The organism is Elioraea rosea, assembly GCF_007644105.1.
Classification (GTDB): Bacteria; Pseudomonadota; Alphaproteobacteria; order Acetobacterales; family Acetobacteraceae; genus Elioraea_A; species Elioraea_A rosea.
Genome location: NZ_VFAC01000004.1, coordinates 46245 through 59028 on the forward strand (window position 1 = coordinate 46245; position 12784 = coordinate 59028).

Sequence of the window (12784 nt, forward strand, 5' to 3'; positions counted from 1 at the left end):
GGCGGGACCGTGGAGGAGACCGACGATGCCCCAGCTTCACCGGCGTGAGCTTCACCGGCGTGCCGTGCTCGCCCTTCTGGCCGGCCTCGCGCTCGCGCGCGACGCGAAGGCCGAGCGGACCGTGTTTGCCGAGGATGGCGTGGCCGTGCGCGGCACGGACGTGGTCGCCTATTTCAGGGAGGGTCGCCCCATCGCCGGGCGGCGTGAGTTCACCCATGCGTGGCGCGGCGCGACCTGGCGCTTCGCGAGTGCCGAGAACCGCGACGCCTTCGCGGCAGAGCCCGAGCGCTACGCGCCTGCCTATGGCGGATTCTGCGCCTGGGCGGTCGCGCAGGGCTACACAGCGCCCATCGACCCCCGGGCTTGGCGGATCGTCGAGGGGCGGCTCTACCTCAACTACAACGCCCAGGTGCAGCGCGACTGGGAGCGCGACATTCCCGGCAACGTCGCCAAGGCCGATACGAACTGGCCGAGGCTCGCCATTACACGTTGAAGCGGAACAGCATCACGTCGCCATCGCGGACGACGTACTCCTTGCCCTCGACGCGCATCTTGCCGGCTTCCTTGGCGGGAACCTCGCCGCCGAGCGAGACGTAGTCGTCATAGGCGATCGTCTCTGCCGCGATGAAGCCGCGCTCGAAATCGCCGTGGATCACACCTGCCGCCTGCGGCGCCTTGGTGCCCTTCACGATGGTCCAGGCCCGCGCCTCCTTCGGGCCGACGGTGAAGTAGGTGATGAGCCCAAGCAGCCCGTAGCCGGCGCGGATCACCCGGTCGAGCCCGCTGTCGGAGAGACCCAGCCCCGCGAGGAACTCCGCCTTGTCGGCCTCGGCGAGCTGGCTGATCTCCGCCTCGATCGCCGCGGAGACGACGACATGCGCCGCGCCCTTCTCCTTCGCCATCGCGGCCACGCGCTCGCTCAGCGCGTTGCCGCTCGCGGCCGACGCCTCCTCGACATTGCACACGTAGAGAACGGGCTTGGTCGTCATCAGCCCGAGCGCGCGAGCCGTCGCCTCCTGGCCAGGCGCGACCGCGGTACGCGCGGGCCTTCCGGCGGCAAGCGTGGCGATCATCGGCTCGATCACCGCCACCTGCGCCACGCTTTCCTTGTCCGCTCCGCGCGCCTTCTTCTGGAGCTGCGGCAGGCGCTTCTCGAGGCTCTCAAGGTCGGCGAGCATCAGCTCGGTCTCGACCGTGTCGGCATCGCGGATCGGGTCGATCGAGCCGTCCACATGCGTCACGTCGCTGTCCTCGAAGCAGCGCAGCACATGCACGATGGCATCGACCTCGCGGATGTTGGCGAGGAACTGGTTGCCGAGCCCCTCGCCCTTCGAGGCGCCGCGCACGAGGCCCGCGATGTCGACGAACTCGAGGCTGGTGGGGACGACCTTCGCGCTCTTGCCGATCTTCGCGAGCGTCTCGAGGCGCGGATCGGGCACGGCCACGCGGCCCACGTTCGGCTCGATCGTGCAGAACGGGTAGTTCGCGGCCTGCGCCGCGACGGTGGCGGTGAGCGCGTTGAAGAGCGTCGACTTGCCGACATTCGGCAGGCCGACGATGCCGCAATTGAAACCCATGTCGGTCCCTCTACGAGGCAGGCTGGGTGAGGAGCGCCACCCGCGTCATGAAATCCTCCGCACGCCCCTCCGCGAGAAGCGGCGCGGCCTCGGCCACCGCGTCGAGCAGCCGCTCGAGCCACTCCCGGTCGCCGGAAGCGAAGTTGCCGAGGACGTGCCCGTGCACCCGCTCCTTCTGCCCCGGATGGCCGATGCCGAGGCGGACGCGCCAGTAGTCCTGGCTGCCGAGCTGGCGGTCCATCGAGCGGAGGCCGTTGTGCCCGGCCGCGCCGCCGCCCTTCTTCACCCGCACCTTGCCGGGCGCGAGGTCGAGCTCGTCATGGAACGCGGTGATGGCCTCGGGCTTCAGCTTGTAGAAGAAGGCCGCCGGCTGCACCGACGTGCCGCTCTCGTTCATGAAGGTCTCGGGCTTGAGCGCGAGGATCTTCTGCCCCGCTATCGTGCCCTCGCAGAACTGGCCGCGGAAGCGCGCGCGCCAGGGCGAGAAACGGTGCCGCGCGGCGATCGCCTCGAGCGCCATGAAGCCGATATTGTGCCGGTTCCGGGCGTATTCCGGCCCAGGATTGCCGAGCCCGACCCAGAGCCGCATCACGCCCCCGCGGCATGCGCCGCCCCCCGGGTCACGGGGAGCGGCGGATGCTCATGCACTACTTCTTGGCGGCGGGCTTGGCGGCGGCAGGCGGAGCCGCGGCCGCAGCGGCGGCCGGCGCAGCCTCGGCGGCCGGGGCCTCGGCCATCTTGGTCGGCGCGGCGATCGTCGCGATCGTGAAGTCACGATCGGTGATCACCGGGCGGACGCCTTCCGGCGCCTTCACCGCGCTCCAGTGGATCGAATCGCCGATGTTGAGGCCGGTGAGGTCGATCTCGAACTTCTCGGGCACCGTCTCGGGCGTGCAGTACACCTCGACCTCGTGGCGGACGACGTTCAGCACGCCGCCGGCCTTCAGGCCAGGCGAGGCCGTGTCGTTGAGGAACACCACCTCGACGCCGACGCGGATTTCCTGACCCGCCGCAAGGCGCTGGAAATCGACATGCTCCGGCCGGTCTGTCACCGGGTGGAACTGCACGTCGCGGAGCAGGGCACGCTCGGTAACTTCGCCGACCTTCACGTCGTAGAGGCGGGACCGCCAGCCGGCCTTGTGCAGCTCACGCATCACCATGCGGGGATCGAGCGCCACCAGGCGCGGGGTCTGCTTCGCCCCGTAGATCACCGCGGGGACATGCCCCTCACGCCGTGTCGCACGCGCCGCCCCCTTACCGGCCCGCTCGCGCGCCACGGCCTCGATCGTCACGACCTCGACCATCATAGGCTCCTTCGCGAAAGAGAAGCGCCGGCCTCCAGGGGTGCCGGCGCGGGGCGGTGCATAAGGGAAACGGCCAGGAAAGACAAGGCTGCCCTCAGTCGGGGCTGACCACCGTCATCGTCCAGGCGGCCACACCATTGGCTGGCGGCTCGACGAAGAGCGGCGTGGCATTGGGTGTCCGCACATTGGCCGGCAGGCCGATGACCGAGCGGATGGCGCGCCAGAACGCGCCGTGGCCGATGAGCAGCACGGCCGGGGGCTCGGCGAGGGCCCGGTTCACCGCCCCCACCGCGCGGGTGCGCAGCGCACCGAAGGGCTCGCCGCCCGGCGGCGTGAAGCGCTCCTCGATCCATTCCGCGAACCACTCGGCCATGGGCTGGCCCTCGTGACTGCCGAACGCGCTCTCGCGCAGGTCTTCATCCATTGCGATGGGCAGGCCGAGCTCGGCCGCGACGATCTCCGCCGTATGCCGGGCCCGGCCCAGGGGCGAGTGGATGATGGTCGAGATGCCGCGCCCCTTCAGCGCCTTCGCAGCCGCCTCGGCCTGGGAGATGCCCCGCGCGTTCAGGGGAATGTCGACGTTGCCCTGGCTGAGCATCCGGGCGTTCCAGTCGGTCTCGCCGTGGCGAAGGAACCAGAAGGCGACAGGGGTGAGCGCCATCAGGCAAGGCCCTCCTCGGCGAGGATGGGGGCAACCGCAGGGCGCGCCGCGATGCGCGCGCGATGCGCCGCGAGGTTCGGCCAGCGGCCATCGGCGAGACCCAGCCGCGCGGCGATGGTGGTGTTGAAGAAGAGCATGAGGTCCGCTGCCGTCGGCCTGTCGCCGAGCAGCGTCTCGCGCCCCTCCAGCGCCGCCTCGGCGATGTCGAGCGCGCTCATGGCGCGCGCTGTCGCCGCCTCGGCCAGCGCGGCCTCCGCGCTCTCGCCGCCGTCGGTGAAGCGGCCGGGCATGAAGCGTGGCTGCCAGGCCGTCACGATGGTGCAGACGCCCCAGGACAGCCACTCGACCGTCCGTGCCATGGCGAGCGGATCGGCCGGCACGAGCCCCGAATCCGGGGCGGAGAGGCCGACGTGCAGCGCGATGGCGATGTTCTCGGTCAGCACGCTGCCGTCCTCGAGCGCGAGGGCCGGAACCTGGCCCTTGGGGTTCACCGCGAGATACGCGGGCTTGCGGTGCTCGCCCGCGCCAAGCGAGAGGAAGCGCGTCTCGTGGTCGATCCTCGCCTCGGCCAGCATGAGCCGCGCCACGGTTCCCGTGGTGCGCATGCTGGTCCAGAGGACGGGGCGCGGCATCAGGCAAGCCCCTCCGCAGCGAGCGCCTTCTTCGTGCCCTCGCGGGCGGCCACCCGGTCATGCAGCCGCTTGAGGTTCGGGAAGTCGGCCAGTTCCTTGCCCGAGCGGGGAACCCAGCGCGCCATCACGAAGAGATAGTTGTCGACCACCGAGTGGCCGGACCTCAGCGCCGTGTCGCGGCCGGAGAGCATCTCCTCGGCGATCTTGAGGTACTTCACCGTGTCCTCCTTCGCCTTCTCGGCCGCCGCCGGTGCATGCGCGGGGTCGCCCACGAAGCGCTCGGCGCGAAGGATGCGGGTGAAGCCGCCATTGTGCAGGCTGCCGGAGATGAAGTTCATCCACTCGAGCGCGCGAGCCTGCTCCTCCGTATCGACGGGCAGCAGCCCGGCGCCGGGGCTCGTGCGCGCAACCCAGAACAGCAGCGCGGGGCATTCGGTGAGCACCGAGCCGTCGTCGCGCACGATCGCGGGAACCTTGCTCTTGGGGTTGATCTTCAGGAACTCGGGCTTGAACTGCTCGCCCTCCTTGAGGTTCACGCGCACTGCCTCGAAGGGCCGGCCGCTCTCGTAGAGGGAGATATGCACCGCCTGGCTGCAGGCGCCCGGGCTGTAGAAGAGCTTCATCGTTTCTTGGACCTTTGCCGGTGGGACGGAAATAGGATCGAAACCGCGGCGCACGATGGAGAGGGAGTGTCGGCCACGCAAGAGGAGAGACAATGACCGAAACCGCCGAAAGCCTCGTCCTGTTCTGGCGCGAGGCGGGGCCGGAGCGTTGGTTCGCGCGCGACGACGCGTTCGATGCCCTGTTCCGCTACCGCTTCATGGCGCTTCACCTCGAGGCGGCGGCACGGCAGCACGACGACTGGAGCGGGACGGCGGAGGGCGCGCTCGCGCTTCTCCTGCTGCTCGACCAGTTCCCGCGCAACTGCTTCCGCGGCACCGGCCACATGTACGCGACCGACCCGCTGGCGCGCATGTTCGCCGACCGCGCGATCGCGGCAGGACATGACCAGGCGACCGGGCCCGAGCTTCGCCTCTTCTTCTACCTTCCATACTGCCACGCGGAGGACATGGCCGCGCAGGAGCGGGCGGTCGCGCTCATCACCCCGCTCGGAGAGGAACCGGCTGGCCACGCGCGCGGGCACCGCGACATCATCCGCCGCTTCGGCCGCTTCCCGCACCGCAACCCGATGCTCGGGCGCGAGACGACGGCAGAAGAGCAGGCGTTCCTCGATGCGGGCGGGTTCAGGGGGTGAGAGGCGTGGCGGCGGTCAGCAGAAAAGGCTGCTGACCGAGCTCTCCTCGCTGATGCGGCGGATCGCCTCGGCGAGAAGCGGGGCGATCGTCACCTGTCGGATGTTGTGGCTAACACGTACGGCTTCGGTGGCGAGGATGCTGTCGGTCGTCGTCATCATGCCGATCGGGCTCGCCGCCACGCGTGCCACCGCGCCGCCGGAGAACACCCCGTGCGTGACGTAGGCGGAGACGCCGGTGGCGCCGTTCTTCATCAGTGCCTCGGCGGCGTTGCAGAGCGTGCCGGCCGAATCGACGATGTCGTCGACGAGGATGCAGTGCCGGCCGTCCACCTCGCCGATGACGTTCATCACTTCCGAGATGCCCGCGCGCTCGCGCCGCTTGTCGATGATCGCGAGGTCGCAGTTCAGCCGGGTGGCGATCTGCCGCGCGCGGACGACGCCGCCGACGTCGGGCGAGACGACGATCAGGTCCTGGCCCTTGTAGCGGTCACGGATGTCGCCGGCGAACATCGGCGCGGCGAAGAGGTTGTCGACGGGGATGTCGAAGAAGCCCTGGATCTGCCCTGCGTGGAGATCCATCGTCAGCACCCTGTCGGCCCCCGCCTCGGTGATCAGGTTCGCCACGAGCTTGGCCGAGATCGGCGTGCGGGGCCCCGATTTCCGGTCCTGCCGCGCATAGCCGAAATAGGGGATCACCGCCGTGGCGCGTCGCGCCGAGCCGCGGCGCAGCGCATCGAGGGTGATCAGCAACTCCATCAGATTGTCGTTCGCCGGATAGGAGGTGGACTGCACGACGAACACGTCCTCGCCGCGCACGTTCTCGTGGATCTCGACGAACACCTCCATGTCGGCGAAGCGGCGGACGGAGGCCTTGGTGAGCGGCAGGTTGAGCGCGGTCGCGACCGCCTCGGCGAGCGGGCGGTTCGAGTTGCAGGCGACGATCTTCATCGCAGGCGGAACCCCCAGGCAGTGTGCGGTCGCTATGTCAGGACGAGGCAGGAACGCGGCGCGGGCTTCGTAGCAACGTGACGATTGGGTGTAAACCGGCGGAGGGACATTGCATGCCCCAAAGGACATCGCATGCCCTCAAGCGCCGGGCGCCCGCTCCGCGGGCTTGGCTCGCGCCATAAGGCGCGGCGCGCAGTTCGCGCATGGTCCATCCATGCCCTCAGTCGCCGGGCGCCCGCTCCGCGGGCTTGGCTCGCGCCATAAGGCGCGGCGCGCAGTTCGCGCGCTTACTCGCTGCGCGGCTACTCGCCGTTGCGGTAGCGGGCGATCACCTCGGCCACGCCCTGCGCCGCCTGGTCGGCCACGATCACCGCCACGTCGCCCCAGAAGCCGTTCAGCGAGCCGCGGGGGATCTCGTTGAGCTGCGCGACGCGGCCGAGCTCGAGCCCGTCTGCCCGGGAGACGACCCAGGTAATCTCCACGCGCTCCTGCCCGCGCGCGACGGGGGCGACCACGACCTGCCCCGCCACCGAGAACTCGGCCGGCGCGCCCGGATCGGCCACAACGACCCCCTCGCGGCCGAGCGCGTTTCGGATGGCGCGGTCGAGCGAGCGGGCGCCGTCCCCCGGCGCGCCGGTGATCGGCACGACGCCGGCGCTCGGCAGGCGTTCGGCCAGCTGCTCGGTCGTCGCCTCGCGCTGGCGGGCATCGACGGTCGCGAGCATGCGCGCGATGGCCGGCGCCGCCTCCGTCGCCGTCGTCTTGAGCGTGTCGCGCGACGCGCCGGCCCACGCGCCGGCCGGAACGGCCCGCGGTCCGCCCGCTTGGGCGATCGGCTTTCCGTCGGGGCCGGCGAGCGAATAGGTCAGCCGCACCTGGCCCGCCTCGGCCGCGCCGTTCACCAGGAGGCTGTAGCGCGGGTTCTGAATGCCAGCGGCGGTGGCGGGGATCTCGAGCTCCTGAAGTGCCGCGGCGAGCGCCTCGGCGAACTGCTTCGCCCGGTCCTCCGTCAGCCCGGCCGAGGAGGGCGGCGGCACGACGATGCGCGCCGGCGGGGGCCGGACGAGCGAGGGTGGCGAGGGCGAGGGGCTCGAGCCGGGTTCGAACGGCATCGGCAGCTGCACGCAGCCGCCGAGCAGAAGGAGCGCGAGAAGGATCGAGAGAAGGCCGGGCCTAGAGCGCACAGGTCGCGAGCATCCCGAGGAGCAGGAGGAGGACGAACATCCAGACATAGGGCATGGCGCGCCTCCCTTAGAGCACGTTCCGATCGATTGGAAACAATCGATCGGAAGGTCGTGCTCTAGAACCATAAACGGGTAGAGCAGCTTAGCCCGACCTGATGGAACCAGCGTTGGTTCCATCAGGTCGGGCGCTGCTCTAGCACGCCGCCCGGCCCAGTTCATCCGGTCGCGCCGGGCCCAACTCTTCAATCCAGGGCGATGGCGGAGAGCTGGTGCCCGATCGGCCCCGCACCTTCGAGCGTGGCGCGGCGGTAGCTGAAGAAGCGGTCGGTCTCGGCGAAGGTGTCCGCCGGAACCGTGGCCCGCCGCTCCACGCCGGCGGCGGCGAGCGCGGCGTCGCAGTAGCCGGCGAGGTCGAACTGCGCGTGGCCCGGCCGCCGGCCCGCGGCGAAGAAACGAGCATTGGCCGCGTCCGCGGCGAGGAACTGTGCGTGGAACGCGTCGTCCACCTCGTAGCTCGGCTGGCGGATCGAGGGGCCGATCACGCCCGCGATGCGCCCCCTGCGCGCGCCGAGGCGCTCCATCGCCGCGACGGTCGCCTCGATGATGCCCGCGAAGGCGCCGCGCCAGCCGGCATGGGCCGCGCCGATCACGCCCGCCTCGGCATCGGCGAACAGCACCGGCACGCAATCGGCCGTGACGATGCCGAGCGCGAGGCCCCGGCGGCGTGTGACGACCGCGTCGGCCTTCGGCCGCGCATCCGCGCCCCAGGGCTCGTCGAGCACCGCCACATCGGGCGAATGCACCTGGAAAAGCCCAACGAGCGCCTGCGCGCCGAGCCCGAGCGCGGCCGCGGCGCGGGCGCGGTTCTCCGCCACGGCCTCAGGGTCGTCCTTGCCCGACAGCGAGCAGTTCAGGCTCGCGAACTGGCCCTCCGACACCCCGCCCGCGCGGGTGAAGAAGCCATGCGGCAGCCCGTCGAGCACGGGGTGGGTGAGCGAGGGAACGGTCATGCGGCGAATCCCGGAAGGGGCGGAAGCCGAGGGTCGCAAAGCGCGATCGCCTTGAACAGAAGCCCCATCGCGTCCGCGTCCATCAGCCGCCGCGCGCCAGACTGCAGCAGCGCGGCCTGCGCGGGCAGGGCGTTGCGGCAGAGGATGGCCGTTCGCTCCGGCAGGCCGAGTCGGCGGAGGAACTCGCCCTGCGGCACGGGTCCCTGCACGGCGGCTCCAGCGGCGCGCGCCGGGGCGGCGAAGGCGCGGAAATCGACATGGGCGGTGAGGTCGGCCTCCCCTGGCTCGGCGAGCGGGTCGGCCCGCGCATGGCCGCGCACGGCCTGGAGGCTGTCCTGCGTCGCTTCGTCCGCGCGGCCGTAGTCGATGAAGAGGGCCGCGCCGCCCTCGCGGGCGAGCCGCGTGCCGAGCAGCGCCGCGAGCGCGCGCGCGGCCTCGCACACCTCGCCGCCGCCTGCTGCAGCAATGTCGGGCGGGGGGGCGGCGGGCATGGCGGTGAAGGCGAGGCGACCCTCGGCCAGCGTCACCGCCTGCTCCACCCAGGCCTCGCCGGCACGGAAGAAGCGGCGGATCGGCAGGGCATCGAGGAACTCGTTGGCGATCAGGATCATCGGCCCTTCCGGAAGCGCCTCGGCCGTCTCGTGCCAGGTCGCCTCGCCGAGGCGCACGCGCTGGATCTCCCGCAGCGCCGGGCTCGTCTCGACGAGATGCAGCGAAAGCGCGGCGCGGAAGCCGGGCGCGACGCGGCCGATGGCGCGGAGCGCATCCTCCATCAGCGTTCCCCGCCCCGGCCCGAGCTCGGCGAGGACGAGGCGCGTCGGCGTCCCCATCGCCTGCCAGACCGTCACCGCCCAGACGCCGAGGAGCTCGCCGAAGGCCTGGGTGATCTCGGGGGCCGTAACGAAATCGCCCCGCGCGCCGAGCGGGTCGCGGCTGGCGTAGTAGGCGGCGTTGGCGTGCGCCATGAACCGGTCGAGTCGCATCGGGCCGGTGGCGGCGATTTCGGCCCGGATGGCCGCCGCCGTCATGCCCGCCTTCTGCCGCTCGTCGCCATCATCCAGAGACCGATCGCCAGCATCGGCAGGGACAGGAGCTGGCCCATCGTCGCGCCGAAGGCGAGGAAGCCGAGGAAGGCATCGGGCTCACGGAAGAACTCGCCGATGATCCGCGCGATCGCATAGCCAGCGAGGAAGGCGCCGCCGAGGAAGCCGCGGCGTGCGCGGATATCCTCGCGGCGCGCGAGCGTTGCTAGAACCGCGAAGAGCACGAGGCCCTCGAGCGTCGCCTGGTAGAGCTGGCTCGGGTGGCGGGGGATGCCGAGCGGGTCGGTCGGGAAGACCATCGCCCAGGGCCCGTCCCAGGCGCGGCCATAGAGCTCGGCATTGATGAAGTTGGCGCAGCGGCCGAGGAACAGACCGATCGGAACGACCGTCGCGACCCTGTCGCCGAAGGCGAGCATGTCGATGCCCTGGCGACGGCAATAGACGACGATGGCGACGATGACGCCGAGCATGCCGCCGTGGAAGCTCATGCCGCCCTGCCACACCATCAGCGCCTCGAGCGGGTTCGCGAGGTAGTGGCCGGGCCGGTAGAACAGGACGTAGCCGAGCCGCCCGCCGAGGATGATGCCGAGCACCGTCCAGGTGAGGAAATCGTCGACCTGCTCGCGGGTCGCCACCGGCGGCGGGGCCGGGCCGAGGCGGCGCATGATCATCCAGCCCGAGACGATGCCGACGATGTAGGCGAGCGCGTACCAGCGGATCGCGAAGGGCCCGATCGAGACGAGAACCGGGTCGATGCTCGGGAAGGCGACGAGGCCGAGCATCACGGGCAGCCCCGTGCGGGTTCGGCAAGCATCGCGCGCAGGCCCGCATCGGCGTCATCGAGCACCGGCGCGATGTGGCGGAGCGGCACGGCGAGCGCGGCGACGAGGTCGGCATGGCCGACGCCCCGGTACTCGTGCAGGCGCACCGGACGGCCGAGATTGGCCAGCGCCGCGGCAAGCACCTGCGCGTTGCGCGGCAGCACCGTCACGTCCGCCGTGCCGGTCATCAGGACCGACGGCGGCGCGCCTCTCCCGACATGGCTGATCGGCTCGCCCGCGAGGTCCTGCGGCGGCGGCCCGAAGGCCTCGACGACCGTCCGCCCCGTGCCAGGCAGGAAGTCGTAGGGTCCTGCGAGACCGAGGAAGGCCGCGACATTGCGGCACGGAGAGAGGCCGTGCTCGCCGAGGAAGCGTGGGTCGAGCGCGAGCATCGCGGCGAGATGCGCCCCGGCGGAATGCCCGGCGAGCACAAGGCGCCGTTCGGGCGCGATGCCGTTCGCGGCGAGAAGCGTCGGCAGGGACGCGACCGCGTCGGCCCCGTCTTCCACAAAGCCCGGGAAGGTCACCTCCGGCACGAGCCGGTAGTCGGGGATGGCGACGAGCCAGCCGCGCGCGGCGAAGGCTTGACCCACGAAGCGGAAATCCTCCCGCGCGCCTCCGCTCCAGCCGCCGCCGTAGAAGAACACCATGAGCGGCGTCTCTTCCGTCACGCCATCGGGCGGCAGGTAGAGGTCGAGCCGCCCGCGCGGGCCCTCGGCATAGGCGAGGCCCTCGATGCGGCGCGTGCCCTCGTCGGGCGTGATCGCGTTGAGCGCATCGACGCCCGAGCAGCCGGCGGCGAGAAGCAGGGAGAGGCCGGCAAGCGCGGCACGGCCCCCCTTCATGCGTCGGGGCTCATGCGTAGGGATCGTCCGAGGCGAGGTGGCGCTTCACGTAGGCTTCGACGCCCTGCTCGAGCGTCGTGAACTGGCCGGGGTAGCCGGCGGCGCGAAGCCGGTCCATCCGCGCCTCGGTGAAGTACTGGTACTGGCCCTTCAGGCTCGCGGGCATGTCGATGAAGCGGATGTCGGGCGCCCGCCCCATCGCTGCGAACACCGCGTGCGCGAGGTCGAGATAGGTTCTGGCCTTGCCGGTGCCGAGATTGAACAGGCCGGAGACCCCGGGCGTCTCGAGCAGCCACAGCATCACCGAAACGCAGTCTCCAACCCACACGAAGTCCCGCGCCTGCGCGCCGTCGGCGATGTCGGGCCGGTCGGAGCGGAACAGCGTCGCCGGGCCGCCCGCGGCGATCTCCTCGGCCTTGCGCTTGACCACCGAGATCATGTGGCCCTTGTGGTACTCGTTCGGGCCGTAGACGTTGAAGAACTTGAGCCCCGCCCATTGCGGCGGGCGCGGCCGCCCGCGCCGGACGAGATCGACCACCCGCCTGTCGAAGGCGTGCTTCGACCAGCCATAGAGGTTGAGCGGGCGGAGCTTCGCGAGCGATTCCGGAGCGGCATCGTCCTCGAAGCCCTGGTCCCCCGCTCCGTAGGTTGCGGCCGAGGACGCGTAGATGAACGGCACGCCGGCCTTGGCGCACCATGACCAGAGCGCGAGGCTGAGGGTGATGTTGGTCGCGATCGTCAGGTCGGCGTCGCGCTCGGTCGTCGAGCTGATCGCACCCATGTGCAGGACCGATTTCAACTTCGGCGCCGTCTCGAGCCAGGCCGGGAGCTGCTCTGGCGCGATGAAAGAGGCGACCTGGTGCTTGGCGAGGTTGCGCCACTTGTCGTCGGAGCCGAACCGGTCGCACACCGCAACCTCCTCGCCGCGCGCGGCGAGCGCCGCGACGAGGTTCGAGCCGATGAAGCCGGCCCCGCCCGTGACGAGATGCATCCTGTCCCCTGTCGACGACGCGTGGTGTCCCGAAGACGCGAGTTGTCCATGGACCGGCCGGGGTTATAGGGTCCGGGCCGAGGGCGCCGCAAGCAAGCGCCGCCCCGCACGGAGAGGAGCGAGCGATGCGCGGCAAGGTGGCGGACGATCTGGCGGGCGTGGCCGGCGGCGCCTTCTCGGCGCTCGCAGGATTGCGGAGGGAGCTCGGCGAGCTCGTCCGCTCCGGCACCGACGAGATGGCCCAGCGCCTTGCCCTCGCGAGCAGAGAGGAGGTCGATGTCCTGCGCGACCTGCTCGACCGCGCGCTCGCCGAGCATGCGGCGCTCGAAGCGCGGCTCGGCGCGCTCGAATCCCGCATCGCCCTGCTCGAAACGCGCCCCGAGCCGAAGCCGGCGCGCGCGCAGAAGCCGGCACCGCCGGCTGCCGAGGAGGAGTGACGGGTCGGTGACATCGCGCCAGCCGCGAAGACGGTCCTTGCGGCGCGGCAGCCTCACCCCGTAATCTATTGTTGGT

At 71.0% G+C, this 12784-nt stretch carries 16 protein-coding genes; 3 read left to right on the forward strand and 13 right to left on the reverse strand.

Translation table 11 applies throughout. The annotated features are described in order from the left end of the window. Positions 1-25: 25 nt before the first annotated feature. On the forward strand, positions 26-493 hold the full coding sequence (locus FIF60_RS04590; RefSeq protein ID WP_144184323.1) for a YHS domain-containing (seleno)protein: 468 nt from the start codon (positions 26-28) through the stop codon (positions 491-493). Here FIF60_RS04590 and ychF read toward each other — a convergent pair. The 6 genes from ychF to FIF60_RS04620 form a co-directional block, all read right to left on the reverse strand. Beyond that, positions 483-1577, reverse strand: coding sequence for a redox-regulated ATPase YchF (gene ychF, locus FIF60_RS04595; protein ID WP_144184325.1), 1095 nt, complete (start codon positions 1575-1577; stop codon positions 483-485). The two genes, FIF60_RS04590 and ychF, sit on opposite strands and share 11 nt — an antisense overlap. A 10-nt stretch (positions 1578-1587) precedes the next feature. After that, on the reverse strand, positions 1588-2166 hold the full coding sequence (gene pth / locus FIF60_RS04600) for an aminoacyl-tRNA hydrolase (protein WP_144184327.1): 579 nt from the start codon (positions 2164-2166) through the stop codon (positions 1588-1590). Between the two features lie 58 nt (positions 2167-2224). Then, entirely contained in the window at positions 2225-2881 is a 657-nt protein-coding gene (locus tag FIF60_RS04605) for a 50S ribosomal protein L25/general stress protein Ctc (protein ID WP_144184329.1), read from the reverse strand. 94 nt (positions 2882-2975) lie between these two features. After that, a complete protein-coding gene (locus FIF60_RS04610) occupies positions 2976-3542 on the reverse strand; it encodes a histidine phosphatase family protein (protein WP_144184331.1) in 567 nt (188 codons plus the stop codon). Then, positions 3542-4174, reverse strand: coding sequence for a glutathione S-transferase family protein (locus FIF60_RS04615; protein WP_144184333.1), 633 nt, complete (start codon positions 4172-4174; stop codon positions 3542-3544). The genes FIF60_RS04610 and FIF60_RS04615 overlap by 1 nt, the downstream gene beginning before the upstream one ends. Beyond that, positions 4174-4797 (reverse strand): glutathione S-transferase family protein, encoded by a 624-nt coding sequence (locus FIF60_RS04620; protein ID WP_144184335.1) that lies wholly within the window; start codon positions 4795-4797, stop codon positions 4174-4176. The genes FIF60_RS04615 and FIF60_RS04620 overlap by 1 nt, the downstream gene beginning before the upstream one ends. A gap of 92 nt (positions 4798-4889) precedes the next feature. Here FIF60_RS04620 and FIF60_RS04625 point away from each other — a divergent pair, with 92 nt between their 5' ends. Continuing rightward, complete coding sequence (locus FIF60_RS04625) at positions 4890-5429, forward strand: DUF924 family protein (protein ID WP_144184337.1); 540 nt, start codon at positions 4890-4892, stop codon at positions 5427-5429. 15 nt (positions 5430-5444) lie between these two features. Here FIF60_RS04625 and FIF60_RS04630 read toward each other — a convergent pair whose 3' ends face one another. The 7 genes from FIF60_RS04630 to rfaD all read right to left on the reverse strand — a co-directional run bounded on the left by FIF60_RS04630 (position 5445) and on the right by rfaD (position 12271). Continuing rightward, positions 5445-6377: a ribose-phosphate pyrophosphokinase gene (locus tag FIF60_RS04630; protein WP_144184339.1), complete on the reverse strand. Its 933-nt coding sequence runs from the start codon at positions 6375-6377 to the stop codon at positions 5445-5447. Between the two features lie 302 nt (positions 6378-6679). Further along, on the reverse strand, positions 6680-7561 hold the full coding sequence (locus FIF60_RS04635; protein WP_144184341.1) for a hypothetical protein: 882 nt from the start codon (positions 7559-7561) through the stop codon (positions 6680-6682). 242 nt (positions 7562-7803) lie between these two features. Continuing rightward, positions 7804-8571, reverse strand: a complete 768-nt coding sequence (gene pgeF / locus FIF60_RS04640) for a peptidoglycan editing factor PgeF (protein ID WP_144184343.1) — start codon at positions 8569-8571, stop codon at positions 7804-7806. Continuing rightward, positions 8568-9599 (reverse strand): class I SAM-dependent methyltransferase, encoded by a 1032-nt coding sequence (locus FIF60_RS04645; RefSeq protein WP_144184345.1) that lies wholly within the window; start codon positions 9597-9599, stop codon positions 8568-8570. The genes pgeF and FIF60_RS04645 overlap by 4 nt, the downstream gene beginning before the upstream one ends. Continuing rightward, complete coding sequence (lgt, locus tag FIF60_RS04650) at positions 9596-10396, reverse strand: prolipoprotein diacylglyceryl transferase (protein WP_144184347.1); 801 nt, start codon at positions 10394-10396, stop codon at positions 9596-9598. Before lgt ends, FIF60_RS04645 begins: the two co-directional genes overlap by 4 nt. Beyond that, positions 10396-11280: an alpha/beta hydrolase gene (locus FIF60_RS04655; RefSeq protein WP_144184349.1), complete on the reverse strand. Its 885-nt coding sequence runs from the start codon at positions 11278-11280 to the stop codon at positions 10396-10398. The genes lgt and FIF60_RS04655 overlap by 1 nt, the downstream gene beginning before the upstream one ends. Before the next feature lie 10 nt (positions 11281-11290). Next, positions 11291-12271, reverse strand: a complete 981-nt coding sequence (gene rfaD / locus FIF60_RS04660; protein ID WP_144184351.1) for an ADP-glyceromanno-heptose 6-epimerase — start codon at positions 12269-12271, stop codon at positions 11291-11293. A 125-nt stretch (positions 12272-12396) separates the two neighbouring features. On the opposite strand from rfaD, the gene FIF60_RS04665 reads away from it, so the two are divergent. Further along, entirely contained in the window at positions 12397-12708 is a 312-nt protein-coding gene (locus FIF60_RS04665) for an accessory factor UbiK family protein (RefSeq protein WP_144184353.1), read from the forward strand. The last annotated feature ends 76 nt before the right edge of the window (positions 12709-12784 follow it).